This window comes from Paraburkholderia sp. UCT70 (assembly GCF_050434085.1).
Classification (GTDB): domain Bacteria; phylum Pseudomonadota; class Gammaproteobacteria; order Burkholderiales; family Burkholderiaceae; genus Paraburkholderia; species Paraburkholderia tuberum.
On sequence record NZ_JBNPVZ010000004.1, the window covers coordinates 611,677 to 625,247 of the forward strand.

The 13,571-nt window shown below is 62.6% G+C and carries 15 protein-coding genes and 2 pseudogenes; 12 read left to right on the forward strand and 5 right to left on the reverse strand.

What is annotated here, in order from left to right; translation table 11 throughout:
- Positions 1–152 precede the first annotated feature (152 nt).
- From pqqA to OKW41_RS28345, 4 genes and pseudogenes are all read left to right on the forward strand, one after another.
- Positions 153–227: a pyrroloquinoline quinone precursor peptide PqqA gene (pqqA, locus tag OKW41_RS28330; RefSeq protein WP_090805708.1), complete on the forward strand. Its 75-nt coding sequence runs from the start codon at positions 153–155 to the stop codon at positions 225–227.
- Between the two features lie 65 nt (positions 228–292).
- A pseudogene (locus OKW41_RS28335) lies at positions 293–391 on the forward strand (pyrroloquinoline-quinone synthase PqqC); the annotation flags it as partial.
- Positions 388–669: a pyrroloquinoline quinone biosynthesis peptide chaperone PqqD gene (pqqD, locus tag OKW41_RS28340; RefSeq protein ID WP_184044028.1), complete on the forward strand. Its 282-nt coding sequence runs from the start codon at positions 388–390 to the stop codon at positions 667–669. The pseudogene OKW41_RS28335 and the gene pqqD, both read left to right, overlap by 4 nt.
- 441 nt (positions 670–1,110) lie before the next feature.
- On the forward strand, positions 1,111–1,860 hold the full coding sequence (locus OKW41_RS28345; protein WP_429574671.1) for an SDR family oxidoreductase: 750 nt from the start codon (positions 1,111–1,113) through the stop codon (positions 1,858–1,860).
- Here OKW41_RS28345 and OKW41_RS28350 read toward each other — a convergent pair.
- Together OKW41_RS28350 and OKW41_RS28355 are read right to left on the reverse strand one after the other, a co-directional pair.
- Entirely contained in the window at positions 1,829–2,239 is a 411-nt protein-coding gene (locus tag OKW41_RS28350; protein ID WP_429574672.1) for a VOC family protein, read from the reverse strand. The genes OKW41_RS28345 and OKW41_RS28350 overlap by 32 nt on opposite strands.
- Positions 2,240–2,292: 53 nt before the next feature.
- Positions 2,293–2,496: pseudogene (locus OKW41_RS28355) on the reverse strand (glutathione S-transferase family protein); the annotation flags it as partial.
- A gap of 285 nt (positions 2,497–2,781) precedes the next feature.
- Between OKW41_RS28355 and OKW41_RS28360 the strand changes: the two are divergent.
- From OKW41_RS28360 to OKW41_RS28385, 6 genes are all read left to right on the forward strand, one after another.
- Complete coding sequence (locus tag OKW41_RS28360) at positions 2,782–3,336, forward strand: RNA polymerase sigma factor (RefSeq protein ID WP_429576499.1); 555 nt, start codon at positions 2,782–2,784, stop codon at positions 3,334–3,336.
- On the forward strand, positions 3,333–4,265 hold the full coding sequence (locus OKW41_RS28365; RefSeq protein ID WP_429574673.1) for an anti-sigma factor: 933 nt from the start codon (positions 3,333–3,335) through the stop codon (positions 4,263–4,265). Before OKW41_RS28360 ends, OKW41_RS28365 begins: the two co-directional genes overlap by 4 nt.
- A complete protein-coding gene (locus tag OKW41_RS28370; protein WP_429576500.1) occupies positions 4,249–5,313 on the forward strand; it encodes a catalase family peroxidase in 1,065 nt (354 codons plus the stop codon). Before OKW41_RS28365 ends, OKW41_RS28370 begins: the two co-directional genes overlap by 17 nt.
- Positions 5,314–5,534: 221 nt before the next feature.
- The gene (locus OKW41_RS28375; RefSeq protein ID WP_429574674.1) at positions 5,535–6,419 is read left to right on the forward strand and encodes an anti-sigma factor family protein; all 885 of its coding nucleotides are present in this window, start codon (positions 5,535–5,537) and stop codon (positions 6,417–6,419) included.
- 516 nt (positions 6,420–6,935) lie between these two features.
- Positions 6,936–7,490, forward strand: a complete 555-nt coding sequence (locus OKW41_RS28380) for an RNA polymerase sigma factor (RefSeq protein WP_429574675.1) — start codon at positions 6,936–6,938, stop codon at positions 7,488–7,490.
- A complete protein-coding gene (locus OKW41_RS28385) occupies positions 7,487–7,714 on the forward strand; it encodes a hypothetical protein (protein WP_429574676.1) in 228 nt (75 codons plus the stop codon). Before OKW41_RS28380 ends, OKW41_RS28385 begins: the two co-directional genes overlap by 4 nt.
- 29 nt (positions 7,715–7,743) lie before the next feature.
- Here the strand turns inward: OKW41_RS28385 and OKW41_RS28390 are convergent, their stop codons facing one another.
- From OKW41_RS28390 to OKW41_RS28400, 3 genes are read right to left on the reverse strand one after another with little or no spacing between them, the layout of a single operon-like run.
- Positions 7,744–9,150 (reverse strand): serine/threonine-protein kinase, encoded by a 1,407-nt coding sequence (locus OKW41_RS28390; protein WP_429574677.1) that lies wholly within the window; start codon positions 9,148–9,150, stop codon positions 7,744–7,746.
- Positions 9,151–9,178: 28 nt separating this feature from the next.
- Complete coding sequence (locus tag OKW41_RS28395) at positions 9,179–10,069, reverse strand: c-type heme family protein (protein ID WP_187618829.1); 891 nt, start codon at positions 10,067–10,069, stop codon at positions 9,179–9,181.
- Positions 10,066–11,085, reverse strand: coding sequence for a hypothetical protein (locus OKW41_RS28400; RefSeq protein WP_429574678.1), 1,020 nt, complete (start codon positions 11,083–11,085; stop codon positions 10,066–10,068). Before OKW41_RS28400 ends, OKW41_RS28395 begins: the two co-directional genes overlap by 4 nt.
- Positions 11,086–11,476: 391 nt before the next feature.
- Between OKW41_RS28400 and tssB the strand changes: the two genes are divergently transcribed.
- Both tssB and tssC read left to right on the forward strand, forming a co-directional pair.
- Positions 11,477–11,998, forward strand: coding sequence for a type VI secretion system contractile sheath small subunit (gene tssB, locus OKW41_RS28405; protein ID WP_429574679.1), 522 nt, complete (start codon positions 11,477–11,479; stop codon positions 11,996–11,998).
- Positions 11,999–12,006: 8 nt separating this feature from the next.
- Entirely contained in the window at positions 12,007–13,500 is a 1,494-nt protein-coding gene (gene tssC, locus OKW41_RS28410) for a type VI secretion system contractile sheath large subunit (RefSeq protein WP_429574680.1), read from the forward strand.
- Positions 13,501–13,571: the final 71 nt, after the last annotated feature.

Sequence of the window (13,571 nt, forward strand, 5' to 3'; positions counted from 1 at the left end):
AATTGACGATGTCGGTGCCCATACCCAGGCGAAGGCTTGTGCGCGAGCCAAACGAGCCTCGCGTGGCGACATCGGCATGTCCTTTGCTTTGAAGGGAACGGCCGCGCATCGAGTGCGGTTCTTCCGTCCCATCGCAAACAAGGAGACATGCCATGCAATGGATCACCCCGTCGTACGCCGAGGTGCGTTTCGGCTTTGAAGTCACGATGTATATCGCCAATCGCTGAGCGGGCTGCGGCGTGCCGCCCGCAGTGCCGTAGTGGCGCCGCGGGCGGCGCTCGCAACGCCGGGCACGCCCGAGGCGCAGCAGCGCGCGCTCGATATCCTGCGGTTCAAACTCGATATTCTCTGGTCGATCCTCGATGCGGTCGAAAAGGCCTGGCCCCTATGAACACGCGTGACGCGGATAGCGGCGTGCCGCTGCGCCCCCGCCTGCGGAGCGTCTTCCGCCTGCAGTGGGAAGCGGCGCAGGACGCCTACGTGCTGCTCTATCCCGAAGGGATGGTGAAGCTCAACACTAGCGCCGGCGCGATCCTCGCGCGTTGCGACGGAGAACACGAGCTCGACGACATCATCGGCGAACTCGAACGGCTTTTCGGCACGTCCGAACTTGCGCCCGACGTCTATCGCTTTCTCGATCACGCGCGGCTGCGCGGCTGGCTAGCCTGACCTGGCCCACGACCATCCCGGTCCTTCCGTGCCTGTGCGGCGGCTCGCCGAATTGAAGTACCGGTGCGTCCGAAGGCGTGCATGAAGGGCTGGGACTCGGTGTTTCCTGGTGTCGCGCCGGGTGGAGTTGCCCACCGTGCCACTCGGCGCGCCAATCAATGACCGGCGGCTCCCGCTGCTCCTGCGTCGGCACCTTTGTGCGGTTTAGTCAGCCAGATTAGCGGAATGATCGCGATAAAGATCACTGCCGATAACCAGAAAATGTCGTTTAAGCCCAGCATCGAGGCCGTTAATCGTTATAAAACGCCGCACGGACCACGCGAGCGTCTGATCAAATGTTCGATAAAATCGAACGATTGCATCGCCCAGATCGTACGGCATTTCAATTGAAGCGGCGCATCCTTGAATTGCAGTAACTCACCTGACTGATCGGAGAAAAACATGGCTCGATTTCATGGCAAATCTGTATTGATCACTGGCGGTAGCAGCGGGATCGGTCTCGCCGCAGCAAAGGCGTTCGCCGCGGAAGGTGCGCGAGTCGTCATCACGGGCCGTGACAGCGCGGCTCTCGAAGAGGCTAGACGGGTGCTTGGCGCGGACGCGGTGGCAGTTCGTAACGACACAGGCTCGGTTGCGGCGGCGCGCGAACTCGCCATTGCGATCGGCAAGGCGGGCATCAAGCTCGATGCGCTCTTCATCAACGCGGGCGCTGCAAAGTTCGCGCCTTTCACTGACGTGGACGAAGCGCTCTGGGACGCGAGCTTCAATACCAACGTCAAGGGCGCCTATTTTCAGATCCAGTCGCTGCTGACGTATTTGAATAAGGGTGCTTCGGTGGTGATCAATGGCTCGATAAACGCGCACATCGGCATGCCGGGTTCATCCGTTTATGCGGCCAGCAAGGCTGCCGTGATCTCGCTCGCCAAGACCTTGTCCGCGGAGTTATTGCCGCGCGGCGTGCGCGTGAATGTCGTCAGCCCCGGGCCGGTGCAAACGCCGCTGTACGGCAAGCTCGGCATGGATGCAGCGACCCTCGAAGCCACTGCCGCTCAAATTCTCAATCAGATTCCCTTGGGACGCTTCGGCACGGCCGAGGAAATCGCCGCCACCGTCTTGCATCTGTCGTCACCCGAATCGGCATTTATCGTCGGCACGGAGATCATCGCTGATGGTGGCATGAGTCAGCTTTAAACGACTCGATCGCAACAGCCTGCAATCCGTGCGCCATACCGGCGCCGTCGTGAGAGAGCTTCGCGAGATTGTCAGCAGCGGGCCTCCGGCATGTCGTCGGTGGCCCCGCCCTGATGCGGTCTCCAGTGTGGCGCAACATCGGGCCGAAGATATGAATCAGGTTTCCCTCCGGATCGCGCAACAAGGTTGAGCGCCGCTCGGCGCTCAACGGCTGGTCGGCCCACACCATGTCTACCTGATGCTCCGTCAGCAAGGCCGTGATCGCCTCCAGGTCGTCGGTTTCGAACATCATCGCTTTGAGGCCAAGCAGGCCGCGCCCGGTCACGACGAAACCGAGTCGGGATTCGTACCACGCGACCATCGCGTTCAGGTCGCTCACGGCGAGCGCGACGTTATTGAGTCGCAGGCCGCGAACGGGAGGGAGCATGGGATGTGCGGATCGGCGGCGGTGTAGACCTGATGCAGCAAACTTGCGCCGTTGACGGTATCGGGCACGGTACCGGGCCCCTCAGCGAAGGTCCATCCGTGCTCGAGCATCAGCCAGTGGACAACCGAAATACTGACCATCTCGTTCAAGCCCTTGAGCGCCCGCACGATCAACGCACGATGCGCCTAGGGGCAAGCCAGGCTGACGTATGGCAATTTCCACAACACATTGGCGCCGGTGAGGACACCGGCGACCATGGATCATGAAGTAAGCGGAGGAAGGCGCGTCGAATGCCGACGCGACCGTCAAAGACGGCGCGCGTGCTTCGCCGATCTGACGCTCATTGCCCGCGGATGATGTTTGCGAGCCGATTGCCGCGCGTCGGCAAACATTTTGCGAACGTTGCACAATACGGCTTGGGGAAACCAGCCGGAATTGGCCAGTCGTTGGTCGCCACGCCCGGCCGCCATCAATCCGCCATTAGCCAGTCAATCATGCCAACAGCAGAGGTTGAGAGTCTGCCCAGTCAACTGCCGGGGATGCTGCCGCGATTATGGGCGTTCGCGCTGCGCCTGTGCGGCAACCAGCACGACGCCGAGGATCTCGTCCAGCGGGCCTGTGTCCGCGGACTCGAACGCGCCCATCAATTGCAGCCAGGCACTTCTCCTCTGAGCTGGATGTTTTCGATCGTTCATTCCACCTGGATCAACGAGCTGAGAGCGCGCAACGTGCGCAACCGCTCGAGCATGGAATGGGACGACGATTTTCTGCAGACCATTGCTGATCCCGATGCGCGCACGCCGGAAGAGAACCTGCTGAATGGCGAGATCATCGCGGCCGTCAACCGTCTGCCCGAGGCACAACGGATCGTCATGCTGCTCGTGGCCGTCGAGGGCCTGAGCTACGCCGAGGCCGCCAAGGCGCTCGACGTGCCGATCGGCACGATCATGAGCCGCCTGTCCCGCGCCCGGCAGACCATTGGGACGCAATTCGGCGATCGCGAAGCCCCGGCGGCGCGGTCATCCACCAGCGGGCGAGCGGCGCGATGACGATCGACGACACCACCCTGTTAGCCTACGTCGACGGCGAATTGCCGCCGGACGAATGCACGCATGTCGAGAGCGCGATCCGCGAGTCGGACGACGTGGCGTCGCGCCTGTCGATACTGCGGGCCTCGCAATTGCCGTATGCGGAAGCATTCAGCCAGCAGGCGTTGCCGCCGGTGCCAGAGACATTGCGCCGCAACGTCGACGAATTGATTCGACAGCACCTCGCAGGTTCGTCCGCACAAAGCGAGGTCAATGCCGCCGACGCAATCGATACCGCGACCAGCGGTGAGTCATCGATCCCGTCCGGTGGCAATGTGCATCGGCTGAAGCCGCGCGCATCATTGCCGTGGCTGGCGGTGGCGTTCGTCGCGGGCGTGTTCTCCTGCGGCATCGCGTTCCGTCTGTTGCCGCAACTGACCGGTGGCGGCGCCATCGCGACGGCATCGAATGATCCGGGCGTGTCGCCGTGGATCGCTGCGGCGGCCGGCTATCAGCAGCTTTACACACGCGACACCGTCGCCTCGTTGCAACCCGACATGCGCGCGACCGCCGCCACCGCCGCCAATATTCGTCAATACGACAATCTGGCGTTGCAGATTCCCGATCTGCGCAGTCAAGGGCTCTCGTTCAAGCGCGTGCAGCGCCTGAGATTTCGTGGCAAACCGCTTGTGCAGATCGTCTACCTGCCGGAGCACGGCGGCCCCGTCGCGCTATGCGTGCTGAAAGAAGCGAAGGCCGACGCGGCGCCCGCGCGCGATCGCGTCGGCGGCATGGACGTGGTGGCGTGGCGGCGCGGCCAACTCGGTTATGCGCTGATCGGCGAGCACGGCGGCGTCGACCTCGAAGCACTCGGCAAACACCTTTACGGCGGCGAGGTGTCGACCACCATCGGCCGCACGGACGCGCATGACGATGCCCGGTCGGGCTGATCACCAGCGAGGCCATGGCTTGCTGCTGCGCTGGCTCGCGGTTTTCGCGGCGCCTATGTTACTGCTGGCGCTGTTCGTCTGGTGCGCCGGATGGTTCCCGCCGCGCCTGACTTCGCAGCGGATCGTCGATGCATTCGAAGCGACGACGACGCCGCACTCGGGCTTCCGGCGCAACCACGCGAAGGGCATCTGCATCACCGGACACTTCGACAGCAACGGCAACGGCGCGTCGGTATCGCGCGCAAGCGTGTTCGAACGCGGCAGCTACGCCGTCGTCGGGCGACTGTCGAGGCCCGGCGGCAATCCGCAACAAGACGACGGCGAAGCCCTGGTGCGCAGCTTCGCATTGCTGATCGCGCTGTCGCGCGGCGAGCAATGGCGTCTCGCGATGAATTCGACGCCGATTTTCGCGGTGCGCACGCCGCAGGCGCTATTCGAACAGCTTCAGGCGGAAGCGCTGGATCCGCACACCGGTCAGGCGAACCCCGCAAAAATGCAGGCGTTTCTCGACGGCCATCCTGAGGCCCGCGCGTTTCTCGAATGGGTCCGCTTGCACCCGCCATCGTCCCGCTTCGACAACGCGGCCTATTTCGGTATCAGTTCGTTCCAGACTACGGATGCGCAGGGCGCGAAGCGTTTCGTACGTTGGGAGGTGGTGCCGGACAGTCCCTGGCGTCCTGTCGAAGCACGCGCGCAAAGCGATCCAGACTTTCTGTCGCACGACCTGATGACGCAACTCGCGAAGGGGCCATTGCGCTGGCATCTGGTGCTGAACGTCGCGATGCCCGGCGATCCGATCGACGACTCGACGCGGCAATGGATCGACTCACCGCAACGCGAGCGGGTCGACGTGGGCACGATCGTCATCGATCGCGCGCAGGCACAGATCGACGGTCCCTGTCGCGACATCACGTTCGATCCGACCATCCTGCCCGATGGCATCGCGCCATCCGCCGATCCGTTGCTGGCCGCGCGGTCGTCGACGTATAGCGTATCGTTCAATCGCCGAACTCGGGAGGAGGCCGTTGCCGGATCGAATGATCATTGAATGTCGTCTCTACCGCGAGGCTTCGGGAGCGACGCCTGAGAAAACGGTTGGCAATAGCAAGTTCTGGCCGGTGATCCACGCTTCATCCGCGCGCTGCGTACGACCTGCGAACAACGCGCAACTACGGTTATCATAGAATTTGATGACGAACGGGCGGTGCCCGCCCCGCGCGTTGAAGGCGAATGCTGATCGTGCTCAACTTCCTTTAAGCCTATCGTCCTATGAGACCCGACGACAGTAAATTGATCGCGTATGTCGATGGCGAACTTGACCCGTCCGAGGCGGCATCGATCGAAAAGGAACTCGCCGTTTCGCCTGAGTTGCAGGAAAGCGTCGATTTGCTGCGCGCGTCGCAGCTCCCTTATCGCGAGGCGTTTGCAACGCAGAAGCTACCGCCTTTACCGGGAGAATTGCAGCGCCGTATCGAAGCAATGGCGAGCGCCGCACAGCGCGACGAATCGAATCACGCATCCCATCAGCCGATACCCGCAAGAAAGCCGCAGGCGCGGCTGTGGCTTGCCGCGGCATTTGTCGCCGGCGCGTTTTGCGCCGGCCTCGCGATGCGGCTCGGACCTGCATGGCTGGGCGTGCCCGGCAGTGGCGGCGCGATTGTCGCGTCGAACGATGCGGCGTCGTGGATCCATGCAGCGGTGGGCTATCAACGGCTCTATACACGCGATACCGTTGCCGACATCACGCCCGACCTCGGCGCGTCGGCGAAGACCGTCACGGCGATCCGGTACGTCGACGGCATTGCATTGCGTGTGCCGGATTTGCGGGACGCGGGGCTGTCGTTCAAGGCAGTCGCGCGCCTGCGCTTCAACGACAAGCCGCTGGTCCAGATCGTCTATCTGCCCGACCACGGCGCGCCGGTTGCGCTGTGTGTGATGAAGGACGCGCGACCGGACCAGGCGATCGCGCAACAGCAGTTGAACGGCATGACCGTCGTATCGTGGCGGCAGAACGATCTTGCCTATGCGCTGATCGGCAAACCGGACTCAACCGATCTCCAGTCGATCGCACAGCGGATCTCGAACAGCAGCGTGGACGCGTTGTTCGCGCTTAACGAAGCGCCCGATGCGAAGCCGAGGGATGCGCGTACATGAGCGCGGCGCGATCTGATCGCAGTGCGGGCCATTCCGCGTGACGGCGTCCGGAGTCAAGTTCTGCCGGTTTTTTGCGTGACGGGGTATGACAGGAGAGTCGTAGTGAAACGAAACGATGACCTCGCTGGTCGTTGTTTCGCTCTATTCAGTAAACGGCGACCCGTGAGCCGCGATTCGCAATCGAGGTCATAGCCACAAACGATTGGTCGCAACAGTGGTTTTTGGATAAAGATGCCCTGCGCACGCGTTCGGTCAAAATCGAAATGGAGCGGCGCTGCCTTTGGCAATTCTGCAAGTATCCGCGTTTAAGCCGTTGACGAACTCCATGCAACGGTCCCAGATAAAGAGGTGGCGTCAGATCCGCCAAACCTCTGCTCGGCGAAGAGACCAATCAACCGGTCCAGAGAAATTCTGTCTGGCCTTGTTCCTGATGTGATCGATGTTAGTTCGACGTGACCCTCAAGCGGCACGTCGAGCCGTCGTTCATGGGCTCTACTCGAAATTGGCCATTCAACCATGTCCACCAATGTCGTTGAGAGTTTGCCGGATCTTTTACCCGGAATGCTGCCCAGATTGTGGGCTTTCTCGTTGCGCCTGTCCGGCAATCAGCACGACGCAGAAGACCTGCTGCAGCGTTCGTGCGTACGCGGACTCGAACGGGCGCATCAACTGCAGCCCGGCACCGCACCGCTCAGCTGGATGTTCTCGATCCTCCATTCCACGTGGCTCAACGAATTGCGGGCACGCAGCGTTCGAGGCCGGGCGAGTGTCGAGTGGGATGACGCATTGCTAGCCGTCTCCGATCCTGCCGCGCGTTCTCCCGAAGATGTGCTGCTGAGCCGTGAGATCATCGCCGCCGTCGGGCGCTTGCCCGAGGCTCAGCGCGTGGTGATGCTGCTCGTCGCGTTCGAAGGATTGAGTTACGCCGAAGCCGCGCAGGTGCTCGATGTTCCGATCGGCACGATCATGAGCCGCCTGTCGCGCGCGCGGCAAAGCATTGGCGCGCGCTTCGACAGCGGCGCGGGACCGGCCGCACGTTCGGCTCCACCTCGGGTCGAAGTCGGGCGATGACGATCGACGACGCCGACCTGCTTGCCTATGTCGATCGTACGTTGCCTCACGCGCGCGTGGCCGACATAGAGCGAGCGATGCACGAGTCCGTCGATATTGCGAATCGCGTGATATGGCTGATGGCATCGAAGTTTCCATACACTGAGATCGTTGGCCGGCAAAGCTTGCCCGCATTGCCCGTAGCGCTGCGGTTACGGATCGATCGCCTGATCGCGGCCGCCTGACGATCGATCGGCGGCGCGAGCCGGGAGATTCAGGGTGACGGGTCGTCGAAGGCACGCAAAAAAGCCTCGCGATCCACCGACGCCGGCAGCGCGTCGGCCAGTCGCGCACGGAAGGTCGCTGCGTCCGCGCCGCGCGCGGCCCGCTCTGCGATCACGTGTGCGAATGGTCCGACGTGCGATGCGAGCCGCCGCGCAGCGGCCTCGACGTGCTCGGCATCGAGCGGCATGCACGCCGCGCATGTCGATTCGATGGGCAGCGTACCGCGCTTCGATGCATCGTCCGGAGCGATCACGTGCTGCTTGAGCAGCGTATCGAACTCACGACGAGCCGAGTCGTTGGAAAAATGGCGCGCAAGCTGAGCCGCCAGTGTTTGCGAGTCGGTCGCATGCGATGCGGCGCGCCGCACGAGCAGCGAGGCAATGGGGCCGACGTGGCTGGCGAGCCGTTGCTCCAGTTGGGCCAGAAACTCGGGTGGCCAGTCTGGTCTGGCAGCCCCCGCCGGTGGCGCAAGCGTCTGACGGAACGGCTGCGCGCGCACGACGGTATGGTCGGGATCGAGCCGCGCCATGAACGAGTCGTGCAGCGTCAACAAGGCGTTGCGCCAGCTTTGCGCGGACGCATAGCGGTCGTCTGGCCGTTTGGCGAGCGCCTTCAGCACCATGGCATCGAGTTCGGCGGGCAGGCTTGTGACATGCGTCGATGGGGGCGGCGGCATCTCGTTCATTACCTGATGCATCACGGCGGCTGGCGCGCCGCTAAACGGGCATTGCCCGCTCAGCATCTCGTACAGAACGACGCCGGCGGAAAACAGGTCGCTGCGTGCGTCGATCTCCGCGCCTGCATACTGCTCCGGCGACATGTAGCTTGGCGTGCCGATCATCATGCCGGTCTGCGTCAGGCGTCCTGTATCGAGCTGTGCGATGCCGAAGTCGGTCACCTTGCATTCGCCGCGCGGCGCGATCAGCAGGTTCGCGGGCTTGATGTCGCGATGAATCACGCCGAGTTCGTGCGCATAAGCGAGTGCATCGAGCAGTTGCGCGAACCACGTGAGCGCATCGAGCAACGCCATCATGCTGCCATCGCGGGCGTGCTGCGCGAGCCGTTGCGCGAGGTTCTCGCCGCGTACGTATTCGAGCGCGATGAACGCGACGCCTTGCGCCTCGCCATAGTCGAACACGCCGACGATGTGCGGATGCACGAGACGGCCGGCAGCGCGCGCTTCGTTGAGGAAGCGTGCGGTCAGCTCCGCACCGGATGGCTCCGCCGTGCCTTGTCCGTCGTTCAGTGACGGGGTGCGAATCGTTTTTAGTGCTACCTCGCGCTGGATATGCGGATCGGTCGCGAGATAGACCGTGCCCATCGCGCCGCGACCGAGCACCCGTTCCACCCGATAGCGGCCGATCTGTCGCGGAGTCGCGCTGGTTTGGGAAGTCATGGAGTCGTCCACGATGTGTGCGGCACGCTTACTCCTGGCGCTCTTCGATCATCTCGAACGCTGCGACGAGGCTCGTGCGCATCCGTCCGAACGACACCGCGAGCGACGCTATTTCATCGCTGCCGCCGGCCGGCAGTTCGACGTCGCCGAGTTTGCCAAGACTCACTTCGTCCGCGGCGCGCGACAACATCTGCAAACGCCGCGTGACGAGGAAGTGCACCATTGCGTTCAGCACGACGAGCACCACCGCGAATACAGCGGTCAGTGAGACCATCAGGCTGCGCCATACCGCGCGGCCGCGCGCGATCGACTCCGACATCGGCACCGACACGAATTCTGCGCCGATCACGTCGTTCATGGTCCAGCCGAAACCATTGGCCGGCCCGTACTTGTCGATCATCGTGTGCGGCGCCGCGGACGGCGTGCTGTGACATTGCATGCACGCGGCGTCGGTAATGCGGCTCGGATGGGCGAGAAACAGCAACTGCTCGCCGCCCGGCGTATGACGCTGTCCGGTGGCCTGTTTCAATTCCGGATGGTCGTGCAGATGGGCGATCACTTCGCTTTCCCAATCGCTTGGCCGGTCGCGCGGGTTGGTCGGATTGAGCATCGCCGACTTGTACGAGAAGTTCGGAAACGCGCTCTGCAACGAGTTCAGCATTTCGATCGCCGAGTAGGCCGGCACCGACTCGGGCACGAACGAATATTTGATCTGTGTCGCGAGCAGCGGCGTGATGTGTTGCGCCGTGTAGTTCTGCATCGCGCTGGCGGCGTTCAGAAGGACGTCCGCATCGTGACGCGTTTCGTCGAGCGCCTGCTGTTGCAACACACGATCCGCGACGAATCCGATGGCGGTCAGTCCGATCGCGAAGATCGCGATGAACACGAGATTGAACTTGATGGCGAGTGACAGCTTCATGGGCGAACCGGGGCGGATGGGTAAGCGGAACGGTAAGCGGAACGGTAAGCGGAACCGTAGACGGAACCGGTCTGGATTGCGGGGCTCCGTATCACGGCACGCGGTGGCCGCGGAAAGACCAGCGCACGCCAGTCCGGCAAATCGCGAATGCGCTGCACGACTGCGCTGCGAAACGCGGGATCGGTCAGGCGCGCGCGAAAGCGCGAAGTGAAACGCGTCGATGGATCCCTGCGCGCAGCGAGTTCGCTGTCGAGCCAGTCCGATACGTCGTCGTAAGCGACCGGTCGGATGCTGCCCGGCGGCTCGTTGCGTGGATGGGCCGGCATCGGCAGCACACGCAACGCGTCGCGGAATGTAACGGGCATCGCGGCGACGAAAGCGGGATCAGGGCCCGCTGTCACGGCAATCGTGTCGCTCGCCGCGGGATGCATGGCGAAGCGATGCGCATCGAGCTTGAGCGGCGCAACATTGCCGTGCGAAGCGCCGATGCCGAGAATGCTGGCCGCGCCGCTCTCACAGAACACTGCATCGGTGTCTTGGACGCTGGCGTTCCGCTCAATGCCACTCCGATAATTCGTAGCCGTTGCCGCGATGACCAGCACGGTATCGTTCGAGGGCGTGAATCGCGTGCGCGCGGTTTCGATCACAGGCGCGGCGCAATTCGCCGTGTTTGCGTCGCACGCGTGCAGCACCTTCAGCCAGCCGCCGAGCAACGCGATATGCGCGTCGCGCATTAGCATCACGCGAGTGCCATGACCCAGCGCGATGCTATTGCCCGCGTCGTCCTGGATCTGCACGCCTGCGCCCGTCGGCGTTTCGACCATATCGTCAAGCGCAAAGCGCTGCCCGACATCTGCCTTATAACGCCCCGTCTCATGAATGACGGTGGCGGCCGCATCGGCCTGCACGAGCGTCCACGCCGCATTGGCATAGGGTGCGAGCAGCAGCAAGGCGAACGGTACAGACCGCTTGAAAAGTCCGAAGATCATCCGGGTGAGTTGGGTTGAGCGTTTCATTTGACGAAGCGCAGTGAATGCGGCGCGTTATATCGCGCGAGTATCAACAAAACAGCCGGCTCGCGGGTTTATTCCAGGGTTTCGATGATCGCAAACTCGCCTCCGCGTGTCCCATATAGTGATCTGGTCTCCGCGTGACGCACGCACAAAAAGATGCAGCCCACGACGGAACGGAATATCTGCCCGGCTGGGCTGTTCTGATTTGCGCAGACGGCGGCGAGTGTGATCTGGAACATGAACGCAACAGCTTCGACAGACGTGGAATAGATCGCGATGCTGCGCTGTTCTGGGTGCATGGACGACGCGTCTGCAACGCTGCAAGTCGAGTGCAGGCTCGTAAGACGCATCGCCGGATTCACGAAACCCTACGGATACCAGAGGAAATCAGCGCATGGCAACGAGACAGAGCAGTCAGAAATTCATCGCGCGCAATCGGGCGCCACGCGTACAGATCGAGTACGACGTGGAACTGTACGGCGCGCAGAAGAAAGTGCAGATCCCGTTCGTGATGGGTGTGATGTCGGATCTGTCAGGCGCCAATGCGGGCGATCTTCCGCCGCTCGAAGCGCGCAAGGCGGTGGAAGTGGACGTCGATAACTTCGACAGCCGCATGCAGTCGATGAGGCCGCGGGTGAACTTCAGCGTGCCCAACACGCTGACGGGCGAAGGCAATCTGGCGGTCGATATCACCTTCGAAGGCATGGACGATTTTTCGCCCGCCGAGGTGGCGCGCAAGGTCGACTCGCTCGCGAAGCTGCTCGAGGCGCGCACGCAGCTCGCCAACCTCGGCACTTATCTCGATGGCAAGTCGGGCGCGGAGAAGCTGATCGCGCAGGCGATCAAGGATCCCGCCTTGCTGCAATCACTGGGCGCGGCGCCGAAAGCCGCCGACATCGAACCCGCACAGGAGTGAGCGCGATCATGGAAAGCCAGAATCAGATCGAGCAAGGCGTCGAGGACTCATTGAGCGGCGCCGATGATTTCGCCGCGCTGCTCAACAGGGAGTTCAAGCCGAAGAACGAGCGCGCGAAGCAAGAAGTCGAATCGGCCGTGCGCACGCTCGCTGCACAGGTGCTGCAGGATTCGCACATCGTTTCGGATGACCTGACGCAAACCATCAACGCGTATGTCGCCGAGATCGACCGCAAGCTCAGCGAGCAGTTGAACCAGATCATGCACCACGCGGACTTTCAGAAGCTGGAAGGCGCGTGGCGAGGGCTGCACCATCTCGTTACCAACACCGAAACGGATCCGATGCTGAAGATCCGGGTGCTGAACCTATCGAAGAAGGAACTCGCAAAAAATCTCAAGCGCTTCAAGGGCGTTGCATGGGACCAGAGCCCTGTGTTCAAGCGCATCTATGAAGAAGAATATGGTCAGCTGGGTGGCGAACCGTATGGCTGCCTCATCGGCGATTACTACTTCGATCACGGTCCGCAGGACGTCGAACTGCTACGCGGCATTTCGCAGGTCGCCGCCGCCGCGCATGCGCCGTTCATCTCGGCGGCGGATTCGACGTTGCTTGGCATGGAAGGCTGGAACGAGCTGGCCAATCCGCGCGATCTGTCGATGATCTTCACGACGCCGGACTACGCGGGCTGGCGTTCGCTTCGCGAAATGGACGACGCCCGCTATCTCGCGCTGACGATGCCGCGCACGCTTGCACGCCTGCCGTACGGCGCGAAGACCGACCCAGTCGACGGGTTCGACTTCGAAGAAGACACCGAAGGCGCGGATTCATCGAAGTACACATGGCAGAACGCTGCGTATGCGATGGCGGTGAACATCAACCGTTCGTTCAAGTACTACGGATGGTGCACGCGGATTCGCGGCGTCGAGTCGGGAGGAGCAGTCGACAGTCTGCCGGTGCATACCTTCCCGAGCGACGACGGTGGCGTCGACATGAAGTGCCCGACCGAGATCGCGATCACCGATCGGCGCTCGGCCGAACTCGACAAGATGGGGTTGATGCCGCTCGTGCATCGCAAGAATTCGGACATCGCGGCATTCATCGGCGCGCAATCGGTCGCGAAGCCGGAAGAGTACGACGATCCGGCCGCCACGGCGAATTCGAATCTGTCGGCACGTTTGCCATACATGTTCGCGTGCTGCCGTTTCGCGCACTACCTCAAATGCATCGTGCGCGACAAGATCGGCTCATTCAGCACGCGCGAGCAGATGGAGAGCTGGCTGTCGAACTGGGTCATGAATTATGTCGATGGCGATCCGGTGAATTCCAGCGAGGAAACCAAGGCCCGCAAGCCGCTCGCTGCCGCGCAAGTCGTCGTCGAGGACGTCGAAGGCAATCCCGGCTACTACACGTCGAAGTTCTTCCTGAAGCCGCACTACCAGCTCGAAGGACTCACCGTATCGCTGCGGCTCGTATCGCGACTGCCTTCCGCGCAGGCGGCCTGAGGCTTCTGCTGCATCTCACCTTGCAGGTAATCGTCCGGAGCGGCAGCGTTCCGGTCCTGATCGTTCGCCGC

Excerpts from the sequence above, each read along its gene's own strand:
- tssB (WP_429574679.1), top strand. The coding sequence starts at position 11,477 with ATGGCAACGAGACAGAGCAGTCAGAAATTCATCGCGCGCAATCGGGCG.
- OKW41_RS28385 (WP_429574676.1), top strand. The coding sequence starts at position 7,487 with ATGACGATCGACGACGCCGACCTGCTTGCCTATGTCGATCGTACGTTG.
- pqqD (WP_184044028.1), top strand. The coding sequence starts at position 388 with ATGAACACGCGTGACGCGGATAGCGGCGTGCCGCTGCGCCCCCGCCTG.
- tssC (WP_429574680.1), top strand. The coding sequence starts at position 12,007 with ATGGAAAGCCAGAATCAGATCGAGCAAGGCGTCGAGGACTCATTGAGC.
- OKW41_RS28400 (WP_429574678.1), bottom strand. The coding sequence starts at position 11,085 with ATGAAACGCTCAACCCAACTCACCCGGATGATCTTCGGACTTTTCAAG.
- OKW41_RS28360 (WP_429576499.1), top strand. The coding sequence starts at position 2,782 with ATGCCAACAGCAGAGGTTGAGAGTCTGCCCAGTCAACTGCCGGGGATG.
- OKW41_RS28345 (WP_429574671.1), top strand. The coding sequence starts at position 1,111 with ATGGCTCGATTTCATGGCAAATCTGTATTGATCACTGGCGGTAGCAGC.
- OKW41_RS28375 (WP_429574674.1), top strand. The coding sequence starts at position 5,535 with ATGAGACCCGACGACAGTAAATTGATCGCGTATGTCGATGGCGAACTT.
- OKW41_RS28390 (WP_429574677.1), bottom strand. The coding sequence starts at position 9,150 with ATGACTTCCCAAACCAGCGCGACTCCGCGACAGATCGGCCGCTATCGG.
- OKW41_RS28370 (WP_429576500.1), top strand. The coding sequence starts at position 4,249 with ATGCCCGGTCGGGCTGATCACCAGCGAGGCCATGGCTTGCTGCTGCGC.
- OKW41_RS28380 (WP_429574675.1), top strand. The coding sequence starts at position 6,936 with ATGTCCACCAATGTCGTTGAGAGTTTGCCGGATCTTTTACCCGGAATG.
- OKW41_RS28365 (WP_429574673.1), top strand. The coding sequence starts at position 3,333 with ATGACGATCGACGACACCACCCTGTTAGCCTACGTCGACGGCGAATTG.
- OKW41_RS28395 (WP_187618829.1), bottom strand. The coding sequence starts at position 10,069 with ATGAAGCTGTCACTCGCCATCAAGTTCAATCTCGTGTTCATCGCGATC.